Raw genomic sequence first — 19,679 nt, 5'->3', positions numbered from 1 at the left:
TTTTAATTAAATAGCTACTAAAAAATGAAAGCAGGTATCGTAGGATTGCCGAACGTAGGAAAGTCAACGTTGTTCAATTGTTTATCAAATGCAAAAGCGCAAAGTGCCAACTTTCCATTTTGTACCATAGAACCTAATATTGGTGTGGTAAATGTGCCAGATCCAAGGTTAGAAAAACTAGAATCTTTGGTGAAGCCCGAGCGTGTTATGCCTGCGACCGTTGAAATTGTAGATATTGCCGGATTGGTAAAAGGTGCCAGTAAGGGTGAAGGTTTGGGCAACCAATTTTTAGCAAACATTCGCGAGACTGATGCAATTCTGCATGTATTGCGTTGTTTTGATAACGATAACATTGTTCATGTTGATGGTAGCGTGAATCCCATTCGTGATAAGGAAACCATCGATATGGAATTACAATTGAAGGATTTGGAAACCGTTGAAAAAAAACTGGATAAAGTGAAGCGCGCTGCCAAAACGGGTAATAAAGAGGCTCAAAAAGAAGAGGCTGTTTTGCTGCAGATAAAAGCAGGATTGGAAACAGGAACGTCGGTTAGGGCTTTAGAGTTTTCTGAGGATGATTATAGCGATTTTGTAAAACCCGCGCAGTTTATTACAGATAAACCCGTGATGTACGTTTGTAATGTGGATGAAGGTTCTGCGGTTTCGGGTAATGCCTATGTTGAAAAAGTAAAGGAAGCCGTTAAAAATGAAAATGCTGAGGTTTTGGTACTTGCTGTTGGAACTGAGGCTGATATTAACGAACTTGATGATTACGAAGAACGCCAAATGTTTCTTCAGGATATTGGGCTGGACGAACCGGGTTCTGCAAAATTGATTCGTGGTGCTTATAAACTATTGAAACAACAGACCTATTTTACAGCCGGTGTTAAGGAAGTACGTGCATGGACCATTGATGTAGGCGCTACTGCTCCACAAGCGGCAGGCGTAATTCACACCGATTTTGAAAAAGGCTTTATCCGTGCCGAGGTTATTGCTTACAACGATTACATCACTCACGGTAGTGAGGCCAAGGTCAAAGAAGCCGGAAAAATGCGAGTTGAAGGGAAAAACTATGTGGTTAAAGATGGCGATGTGATGCATTTCTTGTTTAATGTTTAGTTTGTCATAAAATATAAGCCATAAGCTTTTTCCTGCTAAACATATTCCATTCAATTATGCGTTCCATTTATAATATGAACGTCGTAATTTCTTCAATTTTTGAAAAATAAACGATAATAGGTTTCCGATTTTCGTTTTTATGAAGTCAACCAAATCATTTATTTACGGCATTTTACTCGGTATAATCGGTATCGTGATGTTCTCTTCCAAAGCGGTGATGGTAAAATTGGCCTATCAATATCAAGTTGATGCCCTAAGTGTTTTGTTGTTGCGCATGCTGTTTTCTTTTCCATTTTATTTGGTTGTGGCCGTTATTTATAGTAGAAAGGAAAATAAGGTTAAAATCACCTCAAAAGATTATACTTGGGTAGCGTTTTTTGGTTTTTTGGGGTATTACTTGTCCAGCTATTTCGATTTTGTCGGGCTAGTTTACATCAAGGCAAGTTTAGAACGCATTATTCTGTTTTTGTATCCAACCATCATCCTAATTTTTAATCGATTGTTTTTGAATAAACCGATTACTAAAACCCAAATTATAGCCATTATTTTGAGTTATGTGGGCATTGTAATTGCCTTTTGGGGCGAAGTGGCCATTTCAGGAAATGACACCTTTATTGGCGGCTTCTTAATATTGCTTTGTGCCATTACATATGCTTCCTATTTGGTGGGAAGCGGCTGGTTAATACCAAAATTGGGCGTGGTTAAGTTTACATCTTATGCCATGCTGGTTTCTTGTATCTGCGTGTTTGTCCATTACGGTTTAGTATCTAAAATTGATATTCTAAATTATCCATGGGAAGTTTATCTGTTGGGTTTCTTGATTGCCATTTTTGCAACCGTTATCCCTTCCTATTTGGTATCGGAGGCTATTAATCGGATCAATTCATCTAATTTTGCCGTTATAGCTGGTTTTGGGCCTATTTCAACCATAGTTTTGGCAGCAATATTTTTAAATGAACATCTTACCATGATGCAATTATTTGGTGCTCTGGTAGTTATTATTGGCATCCTCCTCGTTTCAACCAAAAAGAAGGCCGCGGCCTAAATTGAGGTTCTCAACAATATCAAGCAGATATTGTTAATTACTTTGTTTATTGCCCTTTTCTTTTTTTATTTGGTTATGCTATATTAGCAACCCCTCACTGAATTTTACTGAGTAGATATATGGCGGAACAAATCAATTACACCGAAGATAATATACGTTCTTTAGACTGGAAGGAGCATATCCGTATGCGCCCTGGAATGTATATTGGAAAGCTCGGTGATGGTAGTTCGCCAGATGATGGTATTTACATTCTGCTTAAGGAGGTTTTAGACAACTCCATTGACGAGTTTGTCATGGGAGCAGGCAAAACCATTGAGATTTCCATTCAAGGCAACAAGGTGATAGTGCGCGATTATGGTCGAGGTATTCCCCTAGGGAAAGTAGTCGATGTGGTTTCGAAAATGAACACCGGTGGAAAGTACGACTCCAAAGCCTTTAAAAAATCAGTTGGATTAAACGGTGTGGGTACCAAAGCGGTAAACGCGCTCTCAAATTATTTTAGGGTTGAATCGAATCGGGATGGAAAGTCTGCTTCAGCGGAATTCGAGCAAGGAAATCTTACCAACCACGAAATGCTTGATGATACTACCCGAAGAAAGGGCACCAAAGTATCATTTATTCCTGATGAAACAATTTTCAAAAATTACAAGTTCAGGAATGAGTATGTCGTTAAAATGCTCAAAAACTATGTGTATCTCAACCCTGGGCTAACCATAGTTTTTAATGGCGAAAAATATTATAGTGAAAATGGGTTAAAGGATTTATTAAGTGAAACCATAAATGAGTCAGATACATTATATCCAATCATTCATCTTCGAGGGGAAGATATTGAAGTAGCCTTAACACACAGTAAAACCCAATATAGTGAGGAGTATCACTCTTTTGTAAACGGGCAGAATACTACCCAGGGAGGGACACACTTAAATGCTTTTAGGGAAGCTTTGGTAAAAACCATCCGTGAATATTTTGGTAAAAACTATGATCCTTCCGATATAAGAAAATCTATTGTAAGCGCCATTGCCATTAAGGTTATGGAACCTGTTTTTGAAAGCCAGACCAAAACAAAATTGGGCTCTACTGATATGGGTGGTGATCATCCAACGGTGCGCACCTTTATCAATGATTTTGTGAAAACCAATCTCGATAATTATTTGCATAAGAATACCGACACCGCTGAAAAAATACAGCGCAAGATTTTGCAAGCTGAACGCGAACGTAAAGAGCTTTCCGGAATCCGAAAATTGGCTCGAGATCGTGCAAAAAAAGCAAGTCTTCACAATAAAAAATTACGCGATTGCAGAGTGCATTTTGGCGATACCAAAAGTGACCGAAATCTTGAAACAACTTTATTTATTACTGAGGGAGATTCGGCTTCGGGTAGCATAACAAAATCGCGGGATGTAAATACCCAGGCTGTATTTAGTTTAAAAGGTAAACCACTTAATTGCTACGGCTTAACTAAAAAAATTGTTTACGAAAACGAAGAATTCAATCTGCTTCAAGCCGCTTTAAATATTGAGGAATCGCTGGAAGATTTACGTTACAATAATGTGGTAATCGCTACAGATGCAGATGTCGATGGTATGCATATTCGCTTATTGCTGATTACCTTTTTTCTTCAATTTTTCCCAGAAGTGATTAAAGAAGGCCATTTATATATTTTGCAAACACCACTTTTTAGGGTTCGAAATAAAAAGGAAACCATATATTGTTATTCTGAAGAAGAACGCATAAATGCCATTGAAAAGCTAAAACCCAAACCAGAAATTACCCGATTTAAAGGGTTAGGTGAAATTTCGCCAGATGAGTTTAAACATTTTATTGGTGATGATATGCGTTTAGATCCTGTAATGTTGGATGAGGGCATGTCCATTGAGGAATTATTGTCATTTTATATGGGGAAAAACACACCAGATAGACAGGAGTTCATCATTGATAATCTGAAGGTTGAAATGGATATTGTTGAATAAACAGGGGCTGAAATTTTCATTTTAACAGTTTGGGACTAAAAAAATGAGAATTTGGTTATAAAATAAAGTTAAATAGGTAAAGAATGATTCACATAAAATTTAATTTTGTAAAAAAATAAATTCAAGAATCATCCCGTCATTGCGGGAATAAAAAACTAAATTAAAATGTTATATTCAAAAGAAACTAAATTAGTAAGAAGAGAGGTTTATGATTTTGTAACTGCCTTAAACAGCAATATCAATAAAACAAAATCCAAAAAGCACGGTAAAACAATGCTTACTGGAAAACCCAAGAAAGATTGATGATTAATGATTGAAGAAAACGACGATTTAATTAATAACGAAGACGAGCCCCAAGAAACCATAACCCGTGTTACGGGCATGTACAAAGATTGGTTTTTAGACTATGCTTCGTACGTAATTTTAGAACGGGCGGTTCCCGCTATTGAAGATGGCTTCAAGCCTGTTCAACGTCGTATCATGCATTCTATGAAAGACCTTGACGATGGGCGTTACAATAAAGTGGCGAACATCGTCGGGCATACTATGCAGTACCATCCACATGGCGATGCCAGTATAGCTGATGCCATGGTGCAAATTGGACAAAAGGACTTGTTAATTGATACCCAAGGAAACTGGGGAAATATCCTAACAGGGGATAGTGCAGCGGCATCACGATACATAGAAGCGCGCTTGAGCAAGTTCGCTTTAGATGTTGTTTACAATCCAAAAATTACCGAGTGGCAGGCCAGTTATGACGGTCGTCGTAAAGAGCCGGTAAATCTGCCGGTGATGTTTCCGCTCCTTTTGGCACAGGGCGGAGAGGGTATTGCCGTAGGCCTGTCAACAAAAATTTTACCACATAATTTTGTCGAGCTTATTGATGCTTCCATAAAACATCTGCAAGGTAAACGATTTACTATTTTACCCGATTTTCCAACGGCTGGAATAGCCGATTTTTCTAACTATAATGATGGATTAAGAGGGGGAAGGGTTCGTGTTCGTGCACGAATTTCTCAACTTGATAAAAACACTTTGGTCATTACTGAATTGCCATATGGAACCACAACTTCCACGTTAATAGATTCCATTTTAAAAGCCAACGATAAAGGCAAAATTAAGGTTAAAAAAATTGAGGATAATACGGCTGCCGAGGTTGAAATTTTAGTTCACTTGCCTTCCGGATTATCGCCTGATAAAACTATTGACGCCCTTTATGCATTTACGAGTTGTGAAAGTTCCATTTCGCCTTTGGGCTGTGTGATTGAAGATAATAAGCCTCTATTTATAGGGGTTTCTGAAATGCTACGACGGAGTACCGATAATACGGTGGAACTCCTGAAGCAGGAATTGGAAATTAAGCTAGGCGAGTTTGAAGAACAGTGGCATTTTGCATCTTTGGAGCGTATTTTCATTGAGAACAGAATTTATCGTGATATTGAGGAAGAAGAAACTTGGGAAGGCGTAATAAGCGCCATAGATAAGGGACTTCAACCGTATATAAAGCATTTAAAAAGAGCGGTAGTTGAAGAAGATATTGTGCGCTTAACCGAGATTAGAATCAAGCGTATTTCAAAATTCGACATTGATAAAGCCCAACAAAAAATTGAAGCTTTAGAGGAGCAAATTGCTGAGGTAAAACATCATTTGGCAAACCTTATTGATTATGCCATTTCGTATTTTAAACGTCTTAAAAAAGAATACGGTGAAGGACGGGAACGCAAAACAGAAATTAGGGCTTTTGATGATGTTGATGCCACTAAAGTGGTTATTAGAAACACGAAACTTTATGTAAATAGAGAAGAAGGTTTTATCGGTACATCACTCCGCCGGGATGAATATGTATGTGATTGTAGTGACATTGATGACATTATAGTGTTTACCCAAGAAGGCAAAATGATGGTTACGAAAGTAGATGCCAAAACCTTTGTTGGTAAGGACATCATTCATGTGGCGGTGTTTAAAAAGAAGGACAAGCGCACCATTTACAACATGATTTATCGCGATGGTAAAAAAGGTGCATCCTACATTAAACGTTTTGCCGTAACAGGCATAACCCGAGATAGGGAATACGACCTCACGAGTGAAAATAAAGGTTCCAGTGTATTGTATTTTTCAGCAAACCCAAACGGAGAGGCTGAAGTAGTCACTATATTGCTGAGGCAAGCGGGCAGTATAAAAAAGTTAAAATGGGATATTGATTTTGCAGACATACTCATTAAAGGTCGGGCTTCAAAAGGAAATTTGGTTACCAAATATGCCGTAAAACGTGTTGAACTGAAGGAAAAGGGCATTTCAACCTTAAAACCTAGAAAAATTTGGTTTGACGATACCGTTCAGCGCCTTAACCTAGATGGTCGAGGGGAATTGATAGGGGAATTTAGAGGAGAGGATAAGCTTTTGATTATCAATCAATCAGGAATTTTGAAAACGGTCACGCCTGAAGTTACCATGCATTTTGACGATGACATGATTGTTTTGGAAAAATGGGTGCCAAAAAAGCCAATTTCAGTCATTTATTATAATGGAGAAAAGGAACTTTATTATGTTAAGCGGTTTTTGGTTGAGCAGGAAGGTAAGGAAGAATCTTTTATTTCAGATCATCCAAACTCACAATTGGAAATCGTTTCAACTGATTGGAGACCTATGGCGGAAGTGGTTTTCGCAAAAGAGCGCGGAAAAGATAGAAAAGATAACTTGGAGGTAAACCTTGAGGAATTTATTGCAATAAAAGGAATCTCTGCATTAGGGAATCAATTGACCAAAGATAAGGTCATCCAAATTAATCTGATGGATTCATTGCCATACGAAGCACCTGAGGAAGTCCATGCTGACGATTTAGAGGTGGTTGATGAAACCGATGTGTCATCCAACGTTTCGGATGATAAAATGGATAATCCATCAAGTTCAAATGATGATACAGACCAAGATTTTGACGTGGATGGTGAAGGACAGACTTCTTTATTTTAATCCTGTAACTGTTTGCTCTTCTTGTTTATTCTAAAATTCAAAAACTCTACAAACAGAGAAAAAGCAATGGCGAAATAAAGATAGCCTTTAGGTACTGCGCCAACTTCATTTCCAAACAATTTGGTATGTGATAGGTGAGCGGCTTCAGTAATAAGCATAAAGCCAATCAAGATTAAAAATGCCAACCCTAAAATTTGCATACTGGGGTGGGTTTTAATGAATTCCCTTATAGGGTTTGCAAAGCCAATCATTATTACAATTGATATAATAACCGCAATTATCATCAACGCTAAAGTATAGTTATGATTAGGATGTAAGCCATTGGTCATGCCTACGGCTGTTAATATAGAATCTATTGAGAAAATAAAATCAATAATTAATATTTGGATCAATGCTTGTGATAAACTCTTTATTTTTTTCTTGCTCAAACTGTTCTCGTCGTGGTTGGGCATTTCAACTTTTTCATGTATTTCAGAGGTACTTTTATAAATTAAAAATAATCCACCTGCAAAAAGTATAAGGGCTTGCCAACTAATGGCTATATGCAACCACGAAAGTTCAATAGTATAAAAAGGCTCCTTTAAACCTATTAAAAAGCTGACAAAAAACAATAATATAATGCGCTGAACCATAGCCAAGACCAAGCCAACTTTTGTAGCTTTTGATTGTTGGTTTTCGGGTAATTTATTGGCTGCAATTGATATAAAAACAATATTATCGATACCTAAAATTATTTCCAGAAAAGTTAGGGTAAGAAGTGCCATTATGGCATCACTGGTAAAGAGAAAATCTATCAACGTTCAATCAATATTTAGACTGTAAATTTAACAAAAAAGCACCTGGTTTTCTCTTTTAAATTTGCATGATTTTAGGTTCTTTTTAACTGCCGTTGAATTTTTTTTATGGCCGATTCTATTGATTTTTCAGGTTCAATGATATTGTATGGCCCCCAAAATTTTGGGTCTGAAAAGCCCGATGCCTTTTCCGTCAAAATGGTTGTAGGACGTATTAATTGGCTTCTGATTTCAGCAATTTTTGTGTCTTTAATTTCCCAATCGGTTATAGCCATTTCACTGTTCAAGCTATATAAACTATTAAATAATTTGCCTTTCCAATTCACTTTAAAAGTTATCGAAATATTGCTGTAAGCGTAGTGCCATTTGCCATTTTGGGTGCGATAATTCACTCTATAATTCGCCTCTTTAGGGTAAACTTCAACTTTTTTGGGTTTTTTACGAACAAACATTCGGCTGGATAATTCTCGATTGGAAACGTTTAGGCTATACACGGCACTTTTAAGGGCCAAAGAACCCGCATCAATATAGAGTTTACCATAGTAGAGAGGTGTATTAATATGGCTTTTTTGTTTAAAATCAATAACATAAATAGGCTTATTATTAATTGTTGTGGTTGGGGCATAGCTAAAGTTATAAAGTTCTAAGCTTTCTTCCGTAAAAATAAACTCCGGGTATTTTATAATATCGGTGTAAAGATTACTAAAAGGCCCACCTTGTAGCTTCAGGGCAATGGTGTCCAATTTTGTGTAATCGGTATTTTTTCTGGCTTTGACCAATTCAATATGGTCGTCTCTAAAATTATTGTATGGTTGTTTATGTATCTTTACAACCGCTTCAGAGATGGACGCATTTTTCTTCCTTTTCTTAATTGTTTCTCTATAAAATGCGGTCATTAAAGCGTTATTGTTATTGTAAATGGTGCTTTTGTTTTTGAGTGTTTTTTTAACGAGCTCCAGAGCATCTTCCATACGTGTGGCAATGATGCTAATTTCGTTTAGCGTAGTAAAACCTTGCTCTAATTCTATTTTTTCATTTTTTCCAATTGAAGAAATCTTTAGCTCCACTTTGTCATAACCTAAATAGGTAACGCTGATGGTTTCGTCAATAAGATTTTCAGGCACTTTTAATAAAAATTCACCATCACTATTTGTTACGGTGCTAATATTTGAGTTGTTTATAACAATATCAGCGAAAACAAGTGGTTTGCTTGTGGTTTTGTCAACCACTTTTCCTTCGATTTCTTTAAAATTATCTGAATTTTGGGCATATACTATGCTGCCACAAAATAAGAAAAGAGCTAACGCATAAATAAAACGATATTGGGTTATTTTGTTCATGACGATAATTTTTAGATAACCATGACATAAGTTACAAAATATTGGTCTAATTATCTAATATCCAATAATTTTTAACACATATGAGTAGTGTTGTTAAAAGAAGATTTATATTGAGAAATCTTCGAAAAATTTAATGAATTTGAACAAGTAATAAAAAGGTGTTGTTTCAAATTTGCTGGTATTTTGAGGAATTAAAATGTTTTGATGGACAAATAGTGGACATAAACGGATTTATTTTTTTTTGTAACCTGATATCAATACATTAGTATTGACCTTAAAATGAAATTAACCCATAGCTTCACTTTTGGCAACTGTACCAACCGCTTTTCCATTAGAAACAAATTATAGAATTATCTTTTATGAGCATATAGATATTGTTTTAAAAGAGAAAAGATTGCTAAAGGGAGTTATAATTTAGGTAAATTGAATTACAAATGATGAGAAAACTACTGCTAAGCTTTATTTTTTTATTTGGTATTTCGTGTTATGCCCAACAGCTTTACATGGAATCTGGTTCCACGATTTCAGTATTTGACTATAAAAATTCCCAAGGACAGCCTCTAGACAATTTGCTTTCTAGGTCTAAAACCCACTTTGGTATGGGCTATAGGCATGTTTTAAACAACCAAAAATCGTTGTTTTTAGGTTTGGGTTTGTCCTACAACAATTATGGGGCGATAGGTAGTGAAAGCAGTGTGGATAATTATTTTGCTTGGGATGTAAGTTATCTTGGTCTTAGCGCTAGTTTGGATTTACAATTGTTTCAAATCAGGAATCTTTCATTTTTTGCAAAAGGTTCATTGGCTTCAGAATTTTTGGTTAGAGGAAACCAAACCATAAATAACGATGTGTACAATCTGGTTGGTGAAGAAGAATTCAACAATAACATTTTGTTTTTTAGGGGAGGGGTTGCCTTGCAGTATCCTATATCAAATAATACGGCTATTTATGTGGGTTACAATTTTGGCAGGTCGGTTTTAATAAGCAGTGGCGAAAATGCCGAAAAATTAAATTTAAATGTCCATGAATTTGGCATAGGGTTCATAATTAACCTGCCAAACTGTTATTGTGATTTTGATCCCAGACTATAACAACAGTTTTTTTGACGGGGCTTTATTAATTTTTAAAGGAATTGTGCTTAAAACCCGATTTTAAAGGTGGACAAACATAGGACAAGCTATTACAATAGGCAGAAATATGCTAATTTTAGTTTTAGAACCAAAACCCTAATAACACAAAGAAAATTAAAGAATGAAAATATTTTTACCCTTAGCGTTTATTTTCAGTTTTGTCTTTTCAATTCAGGGGCAAACCAACTCTGATTCTAAATCATATACCATCGTTAGGTCGAATTTGGGTGCTGGTGGCTCATCCCGCGTTGTTTCAACACAAAAAGGAAACTATAAAGTAAGCCAAAGCATTGGCCAAAGTAGTGTTATTGGAACGCATTATGGTAATGGTTTTGCGCTACGGCAAGGATACCAACAACCGTTGAACAATATCAAGGTAGTGCCCATATCTAGAAACAATAATTTAGTCGCCCATGTTTATCCAAACCCTTTTGAGGAATCGGTTGATGTCACTTTTTCTCAGGACATAAAAAAGGATGTTTCCGTTCTCGTTTTTGATGTGGCTGGAAAGCTCGTGTATTCAAAGGAATTTAAACCCTCACAAAAAATAAATTTAAATCTTGTGGATATCTCCAGTGGTTCATACCTCTTAAAGGTTATGAGCGATGATAAGTTGTTCAACGCAAAACTCATCAAAAAATAAAATTATTTAAAATTCAATCAGCTATGAAACATATACTTACTCTAGGATTATTTCTATTATTCTCTTTAAAGTTGATGGCACAAACCGACGGCATTACTTATCAAGCCGTCATTATCGGGCCAGATGTGCTGGAATTACCAGGTGTAGATTCTGAAGGCAATTATTTGCCAGTTACAGATGTGGCCATTCGGTTTACCATATTCGATTCAGGCAATCAAGTTGAATTTCAAGAAATCCAAACCACAACTACAGACGAATTCGGTCGTGTGAATTTAATTATTGGCGCTGTTGAACATGACTATTTTGAAACCATTAGTTGGGACGGCACATCTAAGGATTTAAAGGTAGAAATAGATTTTGAAGGTGGTAGCAATTTTGTTGATATGAGCAGGGAACAGCTTACTTTCGCGCCTTATGCCTATCACAGAAACATAACAGCCACAGGAACATTGGATGTTGATGATGATACCTTTTTAAACAGAGAATTGACCGTAAATGGTCCAACAACCTTAAACAGTACCCTTTTGATAGATGGTGGCAATGAGGCTAATTTAACAGGAGATTTAACGGTTGATGGAACTACTAATTTAAATGGCTCCTTAGATGTAAATAACCAAAGTAATACTAATTTAACAGGCGCATTAAACGTTGGTGTCCCTGGAGCAATTGATGTTAATGCGCCAACAACTTTAAATGGAACATTGGATGTATTGGGAAAAACCACCGTTTCCGATTTTGAAGCAACAGGACAGGCCTCTTTTGCAGATTTGGAAGCAACTAATTTAGTAGTAAATCAGTCTACAAACCTTTTCGGGACTCTTGAAGTTGAATCAACCCAACAAATTGTTTTAAGGTCAACGGTTCATACAGCTGCCATTACCTATGCCAATAATGCAGATGGAGTTCCACAAGCACAAAATGACCCTGGTAGAAGTATGGGTAATTATCCGCTTTTGGTTGAAGGAAGTACCCAAGGGATTGCAATTAAAGTAAATGGCAGCAGAAGAAACGGAAACAATTTTGTTTCCTTCTGGGACGGTTTAGGTCAATGGGGAAGAATAGAAGGGGAAATACCTAGTGAGTATGAAAATAATGCAGATTATTTGTTTGATCAATCCTCATTGGATTATGATATTTATGATGCATATCTTGATTATGGCTTTGCACTTGCAAATGAAATTATTGCCGGAGCACAGCTTATTAAGGCTTCATCTGATTTTAGAGCTTGTGTTGGATTGGGAGGTTGTTTGGCTTCCCCCGGTCCAGCAGATATTGCTTTTGCCGGTGTTGAGCTAATTTCAGCTACGGCACAGGCTGTTTTTCAAGCTTTTGCAATTGGTAGGGCTGAAGATAATCAAACAAGATATGACAGTAACAAAGATTTTTATCAAGGGGTAACATATGCTTCAGGTGCCGGAGATTATGCTGAATATTTGCAAAGAGCGGACAAAAATGAAACGGTTACATATGGTGATATTGTTGGTGTTATAGGAGGTAAAATTTCTAAGAATACCCAAAATGCAGAGCGAGTAATGGTGGTTTCTTTCAAGCCAATTGTGCTGGGAAATATGCCACCAGCCAATAGAGAAGACGATTTTGAAAAAGTAGCTTTTATGGGTCAAGTTCCAGTTAAAGTATTTGGCAATGTAAATATTGGTGATTATATCTTGCCAAGTGGTAAAAACGATGGAATTGGTGTTGCAGTTTCATCCTTAAAAATAAAATCGGAGGATATAGCTAACATCGTTGGCGTTGCGTGGGAAAAAAGCAGTAAAACATTTGGTTTTAATTTGGTAAATGTTGCCGTTGGATTAAATAAAAATGACAATAACAGTATTGTAATTCAGCTCGAACAAAAGGTAAAAGAACAAGCTGAGGAAATAAATGAATTAAAAAGTCAAATAGATGAAATCCATAATATACTATCCAACTTAAAACAGGGTAAGAGTTTTTCCAATCAAAATTTGGATGAATTGGTTATAAATAATTTTGATGGTAGAGATTATGAAGTAGTAGATACAGATCATGGTAAAATTGTTTATTGGGAAGTTACCAAAGATGATTTTGAGAAAGGGCTTGCCATGGCACAGGAACAGATGAGTGCCAATGGTGTTGATGTTGAAAACCATGTTCTTTGGAAAAAGATTAATGAAGACCCCGCATTTAAAAATATGCTCTTTAACAAAATAAAAACAAGACTAGACAGACAGTTACACTATCATAAAAAAATTGAGTTAAAAGAAAAACACTAAACTTAGCTATGAATTTTAATAAATCAATCATCGCTAGGCATATTCTATTCTCTTTTATAGGCACATTGTTGTTTGTGCCATTTTTGGTGGCACAAACAACAAGCATTCCTGATGTTAATTTTGAAAATTATCTAGAAACCCATACAGCTGATGGAGCCTTGGTTAGTGTTGGTGATGCATCAAGTATGGGAGATGGCGTTAACGGTAATGGAACGGTTTTAACATCAAGTATAGATAATGTAATTACACTTGACGTCAGTAATCAAAATATATCGAATATTACTGGAATAGCAGCTTTCACGAGTTTAGAAACACTTATTTGTAGTAATAATGACTTGACTAACGTTGATGTTTCCAATAATACAAATTTGACCTCGCTATTATGTGGTTCAAATGCATTGGTTGGTCTTTCGTTGGCTAATAATACTGGTTTAGAAACTCTTAATTGTTCTGATAATCAAATACAAGTTTTAGATCTGAGCAATCTTTCGGCGTTAAAAAGTTTAACCTGTTCTGCTAACCAATTAATGCAACTGAATATAAGCAACAACACGAACATATCTTTTCTGAATGTTTCAAACAATAGGTTAACGGGATTAGATGTTAGCGTTCATTACAAATTGGAAAGCTTATTTTGTGCATCAAACCAAATAGCAGATTTAAATTTGTTAAATAATGCATCTCTAAAAAACCTTAATGCATCAAACAACTTATTGTCAATTTTAGACCTAAGTCTTATTAATATCGAGTCTTGTCCAGATCCCCAAACTGACCCTGCAACGGTTTGTCAAGGTTCGGGTTCCATAAATGTTTCCAAAAACCAATTGGTGACATTAAATATTTCCAATGGGTTTAATGACTTGATTTCAACTTTTAATTCAGAGGATAATCCAGATTTGTATTGTATACAGGTTGATGCCAGCTATTCGCCTCCCTTAGCATGGATTAAAGATGATTGGACATATTATTCAGAAACAACATGTGCAGATATTTTTACCTATGTTCCTGACGATAATTTTGAACAGGCGTTAATTGATTTAGGTTACGATAACGTGTTGGATAATTTTGTGCTAACTGCAAATATAAATGGCTTGGCCAGTTTAGATATAACAAATAAATCTATTTCAAGTTTATCGGGCATTGAAGATTTTGTTGATTTAGAAACATTGGATTGCAGCATGAACCAAATAGAATACATTGATTTTTCGAACAATACAGGGCTGTTACAAATTAATGTTTCAAATAATACGCTGTCGAGCTTAAATTTGAGTTCCAATTTGGTCTTACAAATAGTTGATTGTTCAAATAATTCTATTTCCAATTTGGATTTAAGAAATAATGTGGCGCTTACCAATCTAAATTGTGCCAATAACTCATTGACAAATTTAGATATTGCAAATAATGTTTTGTTGGTCAGTTTAGATTGTTCCTTCAACCAAATTGAAGTCTTGGATATCAGTGTCAATGCGTCATTGGTAAGTTTTATTTGCAACGATAATAGTTTGTTTTCATTGAATGTACAGAATGGGACTAACAATACCATAACAGCTTTTAATGCGATGAATAATGCCAATTTATTTTGCATTCAAGTAGATAATATTGCAAATGCCAATGCAGCGGCTGGCTGGCTAAAGGATGTTTCGGCAAGCTATAATTTAATTTGTGGAACTTATGTTCCTGACGATAATTTTGAGCAAGCTTTAATTGATTTGAACATTGATTCAGATGGAACACTTAACAATTTTGTGCCAACTGCCGATATTAACGCACTAACGATACTGGATGTTTCTGGTTTGGGCATCACAGATTTAACAGGAATAGAGGATTTTCTAGCACTTCAAACCTTAAATTGTTCCAATAACACCCTGTCTGTTTTAGATTTAAGCGACAATGTGGCTCTACAAATTTTAAACTGTTCAAATAATCAAATTGAATATTTGAATTTTGCTTCAAACACCTCGCTTTCAGAATTACTATGTAATAATAATGCACTTTTTACATTGAATATTAAAAATGGGGCCAATGTCAATTTATCGGTTTTTAATGCAACAAATAATCCAAGTTTGTTTTGTATAAATGTGGATGATGCAATTATTGGAAATATTCCTGGTAGTTGGCAAAAGGATGCCATTGCAACGTATAATGTCGATTGTGAAAACAATAGATTCACAACAATACCAGATGACAATTTTGAACAGGCTTTAATTGATTTAGGTTTGGATTCTGGTCCTTTGGATAATCAGGTTTTAACCTCAAATATTGAGCATATTTTGAATTTAAATGTCAATAATAAACAAATACAAAGTTTGGAAGGAATTCAGGATTTTGTATCGTTGACGAGTTTAGATTGTAGCAATAATTACCTGAGTGATTTGGATATTAGTGGCATGGTAAATTTGGAAGAGCTGTACTGTAGTTCAAATTATTTTTTAACTAATAATATTTCGAATACAGCTGGGTTACTCAACACCACAGGAACTGTTAGTTTAAAAAAGTTGTTTTGCTCAAGCAATAAATTAGCCGATTTAGATACTTCATTAAATATCAATTTAGAGGAGTTGGACTGTGCCGACAACAATTTAAGCGTTTTGAATATTTCTGGAAATAGTCTGTTAAAACTACTTGATTGTTCCAATAATAAGCTATCGGTTTTAAATATTACCAATAATGTTTTTCTAGAAGAAGTGAATTGCAACAATAATGACATTTCTAATCTCATTGCTGCAACTTCAACCAATACCACTTTAACAAAACTAAGTTGCGCCAATAATGATATGACCAACTTGCAGGTTAATAATTATCTATCGTTGGTGGAAATCAATGCGGGGTCGAATAGTTTAACACAGTTAAATACAAATTCAAATGTTGCTCTTGAAATTCTCAATATTACCAATAATGAAATTTCTAATTTGAACTTGGTAAGCAATACTAATTTGATGCAATTGTTTGTGGCGCAAAACCAGCTATCACAACTTGATTTAACTACTAATGCCCAATTGTTGAATTTAAATTGCAACTTTAATGAAATAAGTCAACTTTCACTCGATGGAGCAACATTGTTAAGATATTTATCATGTACAAATAATCAATTGAGCACTTTAGATGTTAGCAATAATTCCGATTTAATTGAAATCAATGTCAGTAATAACATTTTGTCGGTCATTGTTTTGGCAAACGATTTAAATCAACTCAAAATACTAAACTGTAGTAATAATTTGCTTGAGGCTAATCTAGATTTAAGCACCATGGGCACGGGTATCTGTCCTTTAGATTTAAATTCCCAAGATTTTTGTTCGAATGAAATTATGATTAATGTGGCGAATAACCAATTGCAATCCATAAACATTCAAAACGGCATAAATGCCAATATTTCAATGTTTAATGGAAGTTCTAATCCAGTTTTAAAATGTATTCAGGTAGACGATGTAAACAATATAGGTGCCGAATGGCAAAAGGATACCACGGCCCAATACAGTATTAATTGCCGTATTGGTGAAACATACGTTCCTGATGATAATTTTGAACAGACACTTATTAACTTGGGGTACGATGCTGGGCCATTGGATGATTATGTGGCAACATCTGTTATTGCAGTTGTCGTTTTGTTGGATGTAAACTCAAATGCCATTATGGATTTAACGGGTATAGAAGATTTTGCAGCCCTGCAAAACTTGAATTGCTCAAATAACTCATTGGTTGAAATCAACATAAACCAAAATGAAAATTTAATTGAACTTGATTGTTCAAATAATGGCTTAACCAATTTAGATGTTTCCAATAATGTATTATTAACAAACATTAATTGCTCAAATAATTCCCTGAGTTCTCTTGATTTAACGAGCAATGTTGATTTGGTAAATCTCAATATTTCCAATAACAGCTTTTTACAATTTATACCTGGCGATATTTTGTTTTTGCAAGTTTTTAATTGTGATTCCAATCAATTGGTCGATTTAGATTTTAGGTCAAATGAATCGTTAACAAGTTTGAGTTGTGCAAATAACTTGCTAGAAACATTAAATATTAAAAATGGACAAAATGCTAGCCTTAGCAATTTGAATGCACTAAATAATACTGACTTAACCTGCATTGAAACAGATAGTGGAACTGTGCCATCTGGTGTTACCTGGCTAAAAGATGTCACAACACAATTTGCTATAAATTGCCATTTTGGAGAAACTTATGTTCCGGATGATGCCTTTGAAACCGCTTTAATAAACCTTGGTTATGATTCAGGTGATTTAGATGATTACGTGCAAACGTCAAATATAAGTGTGATTTCTTATCTAGATGTTAGTGCACAAAACATTTCAGATTTGACAGGGATTGAAGATTTTGTAAAACTAAAAACATTGATTTTTGAAGGAAATCAAATTGCAAATGTTAATTTAAACAATAATATTCTTTTGGAAAACTTAAATGCATCCAATAATATGTTGTTTAATTTAGATGTTTCATTGTTTGTAAACCTAAAACAACTTAATACCTCAGGCAATATGTTGGCTCAAATTAATTTGGATTCAAATATTGATATACTAGATTTAAATGTTTCAAATAATGTTTTAACATCTATAAATCTCGGTCTTTTGATAGGTTTGAAAAAGTTGGTTTGTTCAAACAATCAATTGGTTGAGTTGGATGTTACTTCAAACCCAAACTTAATTGAGCTTACATGCCACTCAAATGCATTTATTCAAGACAAACTTAATCTCCAAAACGGAGCAAACGAAAAACTGGTAAAATTTACGGCTACAAATAATCCAGATTTAAGATGCATTTTGGTAGATGATCCTTTTGAGGTAATATCAAATACTAGTGGTACATATGATAATTGGTTTAAGGACGCAACTGCAAACTACCAAATCATTTGTGATGACGCCGATAATGATGGTGTGGCCAATATAGATGATCAATGCCCGAATACGCCATTTGGTTATACGGTAGATTTATTTGGTTGCCCCATTTTAGAATTGCCAAATAATAATTTTGCTATCCTTATTACTGGAGAAACCTGTCTAAATAATAACGATGGTAAAATCAATATCAGCACTCTAGAGTATTATAATTATACGGCAACATTAACTAAAGCGAATTTTTCAAAAACTTATCATTTTACCAATGAAATAGATATTTTGAATTTATTAGCTGGCACGTACCAACTGTGTATTACTATGGAGGAATGGCCAGATTTTGAACAATGCTATACCGCGGTAATTAGTCAGCCCGACCCCTTGGAAGTAATATCCAGTAAAAGCACTGACGGCGGAAAAGTGTCTTTAGATATGTACGGAAGCACCAGTTTCAACATTAAATTTAATGAATTTGAATTCACCACAAACGATGCATCTTTGACCTTAAATTTAAAACATGGAGAGAACACTTTAAAAATAAGTACAGATATTGATTGTCAAGGTATTTACGAAGAAAGTCTGTTTTTCTCTGATTATGCGCAGGTTTATCCCAATCCGTTTCAAAATAAGGTGGATGTTTATTTAGGAAGTGCAAAAGAAGAGGTTAAAGTAAATGTATTTTCGTACCTCGGTCAATTGGTTTACTCCCATAAGACTCTTGATGAAAACACTCGAAATATTCAAATTGATACTAGCCAATGGGCAGAAGGTTTTTATTCGGTTGTAGTTGAAGCAGGTTCATCATTCAGAACATTTAAAATTGTGAAAAAATGAAAAAAGTTATAACCATTCTTTGTTTGTTCTTTTTGATTTTTGGCTGTAGCAAATCCTCGAACGACGGTGGCGATTTGGGTGAAAACCCGGATGGCGAAGGAAATCAAGGCATAAATAGAATAGGAGTTAAACTCTATTTTCCACAAGAAAACATGTTGTGCAATTTAGGAGAAGACATAACACCAACGCACAGTACGGTCTATTTTGAATGGGAAGCCAATGGATCAGATAATTATAAAATAACGGTTGAAAACTTATCAAATGGTAACATAATTCAGGATGAAACGGTTGCTGATATTATTCCTGTAATTCTAGATCGAGCCACACCTTATTCATGGTATATAGAGTCCGTTTCGAGTTCAAAAACTGAAAAAAGTGAAGTCTGGCAATTTTATAATGCTGGCCCTGGGGTACAATCGTATGCGCCTTTTCCAGCTGTAATTGAAGCCCCGTTAATGGCAACTTCTTTTCCTTCGGGAACTACCACTGTAACTTTAAAATGGACTGGAAACGATGTGGATGACGATATTGTTGGTTATGATGTTCATTTTGGAACCGCGGAAAACCCAAATGCCCATTCTTCAGATATTACCACAACTGAAGTCAGTGTTTCAGTGTTTTCGGGAACAATTTACTATTGGAAGGTTATTACCAAAGATTCTTTCGGCAACACTTCCGATTCTGGCATCTTTCAGTTTAAGGTTTTATAGCACGATTCGGTTTTTACAGTTC

The 19,679-nt window shown here is 35.2% G+C and carries 12 protein-coding genes; 10 read left to right on the top strand and 2 right to left on the bottom strand.

Annotation, left to right across the window (positions count from 1 at the left end; translation table 11 throughout):
• Positions 1 to 24 precede the first annotated feature (24 nt).
• The 5 genes from ychF to WJN01_RS12170 all read left to right on the top strand — a co-directional run bounded on the left by ychF (position 25) and on the right by WJN01_RS12170 (position 7,104).
• Positions 25 to 1,119 carry a redox-regulated ATPase YchF gene (gene ychF, locus WJN01_RS12190; protein ID WP_445197432.1) on the top strand — a complete coding sequence of 365 codons (1,095 nt, stop codon included), beginning with the start codon at positions 25 to 27 and terminating at the stop codon, positions 1,117 to 1,119.
• 139 nt (positions 1,120 to 1,258) lie between these two features.
• Positions 1,259 to 2,164, top strand: a complete 906-nt coding sequence (locus WJN01_RS12185) for a DMT family transporter (RefSeq protein ID WP_445197431.1) — start codon at positions 1,259 to 1,261, stop codon at positions 2,162 to 2,164.
• Between the two features lie 119 nt (positions 2,165 to 2,283).
• Positions 2,284 to 4,134, top strand: a complete 1,851-nt coding sequence (locus WJN01_RS12180; RefSeq protein ID WP_445197430.1) for a DNA topoisomerase IV subunit B — start codon at positions 2,284 to 2,286, stop codon at positions 4,132 to 4,134.
• 165 nt (positions 4,135 to 4,299) lie between these two features.
• Positions 4,300 to 4,437 (top strand): hypothetical protein, encoded by a 138-nt coding sequence (locus WJN01_RS12175; RefSeq protein ID WP_370476854.1) that lies wholly within the window; start codon positions 4,300 to 4,302, stop codon positions 4,435 to 4,437.
• A 6-nt stretch (positions 4,438 to 4,443) separates the two neighbouring features.
• Positions 4,444 to 7,104: a DNA gyrase/topoisomerase IV subunit A gene (locus WJN01_RS12170; RefSeq protein ID WP_445197429.1), complete on the top strand. Its 2,661-nt coding sequence runs from the start codon at positions 4,444 to 4,446 to the stop codon at positions 7,102 to 7,104.
• Here WJN01_RS12170 and WJN01_RS12165 read toward each other — a convergent pair.
• Both WJN01_RS12165 and WJN01_RS12160 read right to left on the bottom strand, forming a co-directional pair.
• Entirely contained in the window at positions 7,101 to 7,901 is an 801-nt protein-coding gene (locus tag WJN01_RS12165) for a TerC family protein (RefSeq protein ID WP_445197428.1), read from the bottom strand. The genes WJN01_RS12170 and WJN01_RS12165 overlap by 4 nt on opposite strands.
• 71 nt (positions 7,902 to 7,972) lie before the next feature.
• Positions 7,973 to 9,238, bottom strand: a complete 1,266-nt coding sequence (locus WJN01_RS12160; protein ID WP_445197427.1) for a carboxypeptidase-like regulatory domain-containing protein — start codon at positions 9,236 to 9,238, stop codon at positions 7,973 to 7,975.
• Between the two features lie 434 nt (positions 9,239 to 9,672).
• On the opposite strand from WJN01_RS12160, the gene WJN01_RS12155 reads away from it, so the two are divergent.
• From WJN01_RS12155 to WJN01_RS12135, 5 genes are all read left to right on the top strand, one after another.
• Positions 9,673 to 10,329, top strand: coding sequence for a hypothetical protein (locus WJN01_RS12155; protein WP_445197426.1), 657 nt, complete (start codon positions 9,673 to 9,675; stop codon positions 10,327 to 10,329).
• A gap of 160 nt (positions 10,330 to 10,489) precedes the next feature.
• Positions 10,490 to 11,011, top strand: coding sequence for a T9SS type A sorting domain-containing protein (locus WJN01_RS12150; RefSeq protein WP_445197425.1), 522 nt, complete (start codon positions 10,490 to 10,492; stop codon positions 11,009 to 11,011).
• 23 nt (positions 11,012 to 11,034) lie between these two features.
• Complete coding sequence (locus tag WJN01_RS12145) at positions 11,035 to 13,263, top strand: hypothetical protein (protein ID WP_445197424.1); 2,229 nt, start codon at positions 11,035 to 11,037, stop codon at positions 13,261 to 13,263.
• Between the two features lie 8 nt (positions 13,264 to 13,271).
• Positions 13,272 to 18,947, top strand: coding sequence for a T9SS type A sorting domain-containing protein (locus tag WJN01_RS12140; RefSeq protein ID WP_445197423.1), 5,676 nt, complete (start codon positions 13,272 to 13,274; stop codon positions 18,945 to 18,947).
• The gene (locus WJN01_RS12135) at positions 18,944 to 19,657 is read left to right on the top strand and encodes a hypothetical protein (protein WP_445197422.1); all 714 of its coding nucleotides are present in this window, start codon (positions 18,944 to 18,946) and stop codon (positions 19,655 to 19,657) included. The genes WJN01_RS12140 and WJN01_RS12135 overlap by 4 nt, the downstream gene beginning before the upstream one ends.
• Positions 19,658 to 19,679: the final 22 nt, after the last annotated feature.

This window comes from Tamlana sedimenti, assembly GCF_038148895.1.
Lineage (GTDB): Bacteria > Bacteroidota > Bacteroidia > Flavobacteriales > Flavobacteriaceae > Tamlana.
Note: the sequence above shows the minus strand (reverse complement) of the source record. Positions and strands in the feature narration are given on the sequence as shown.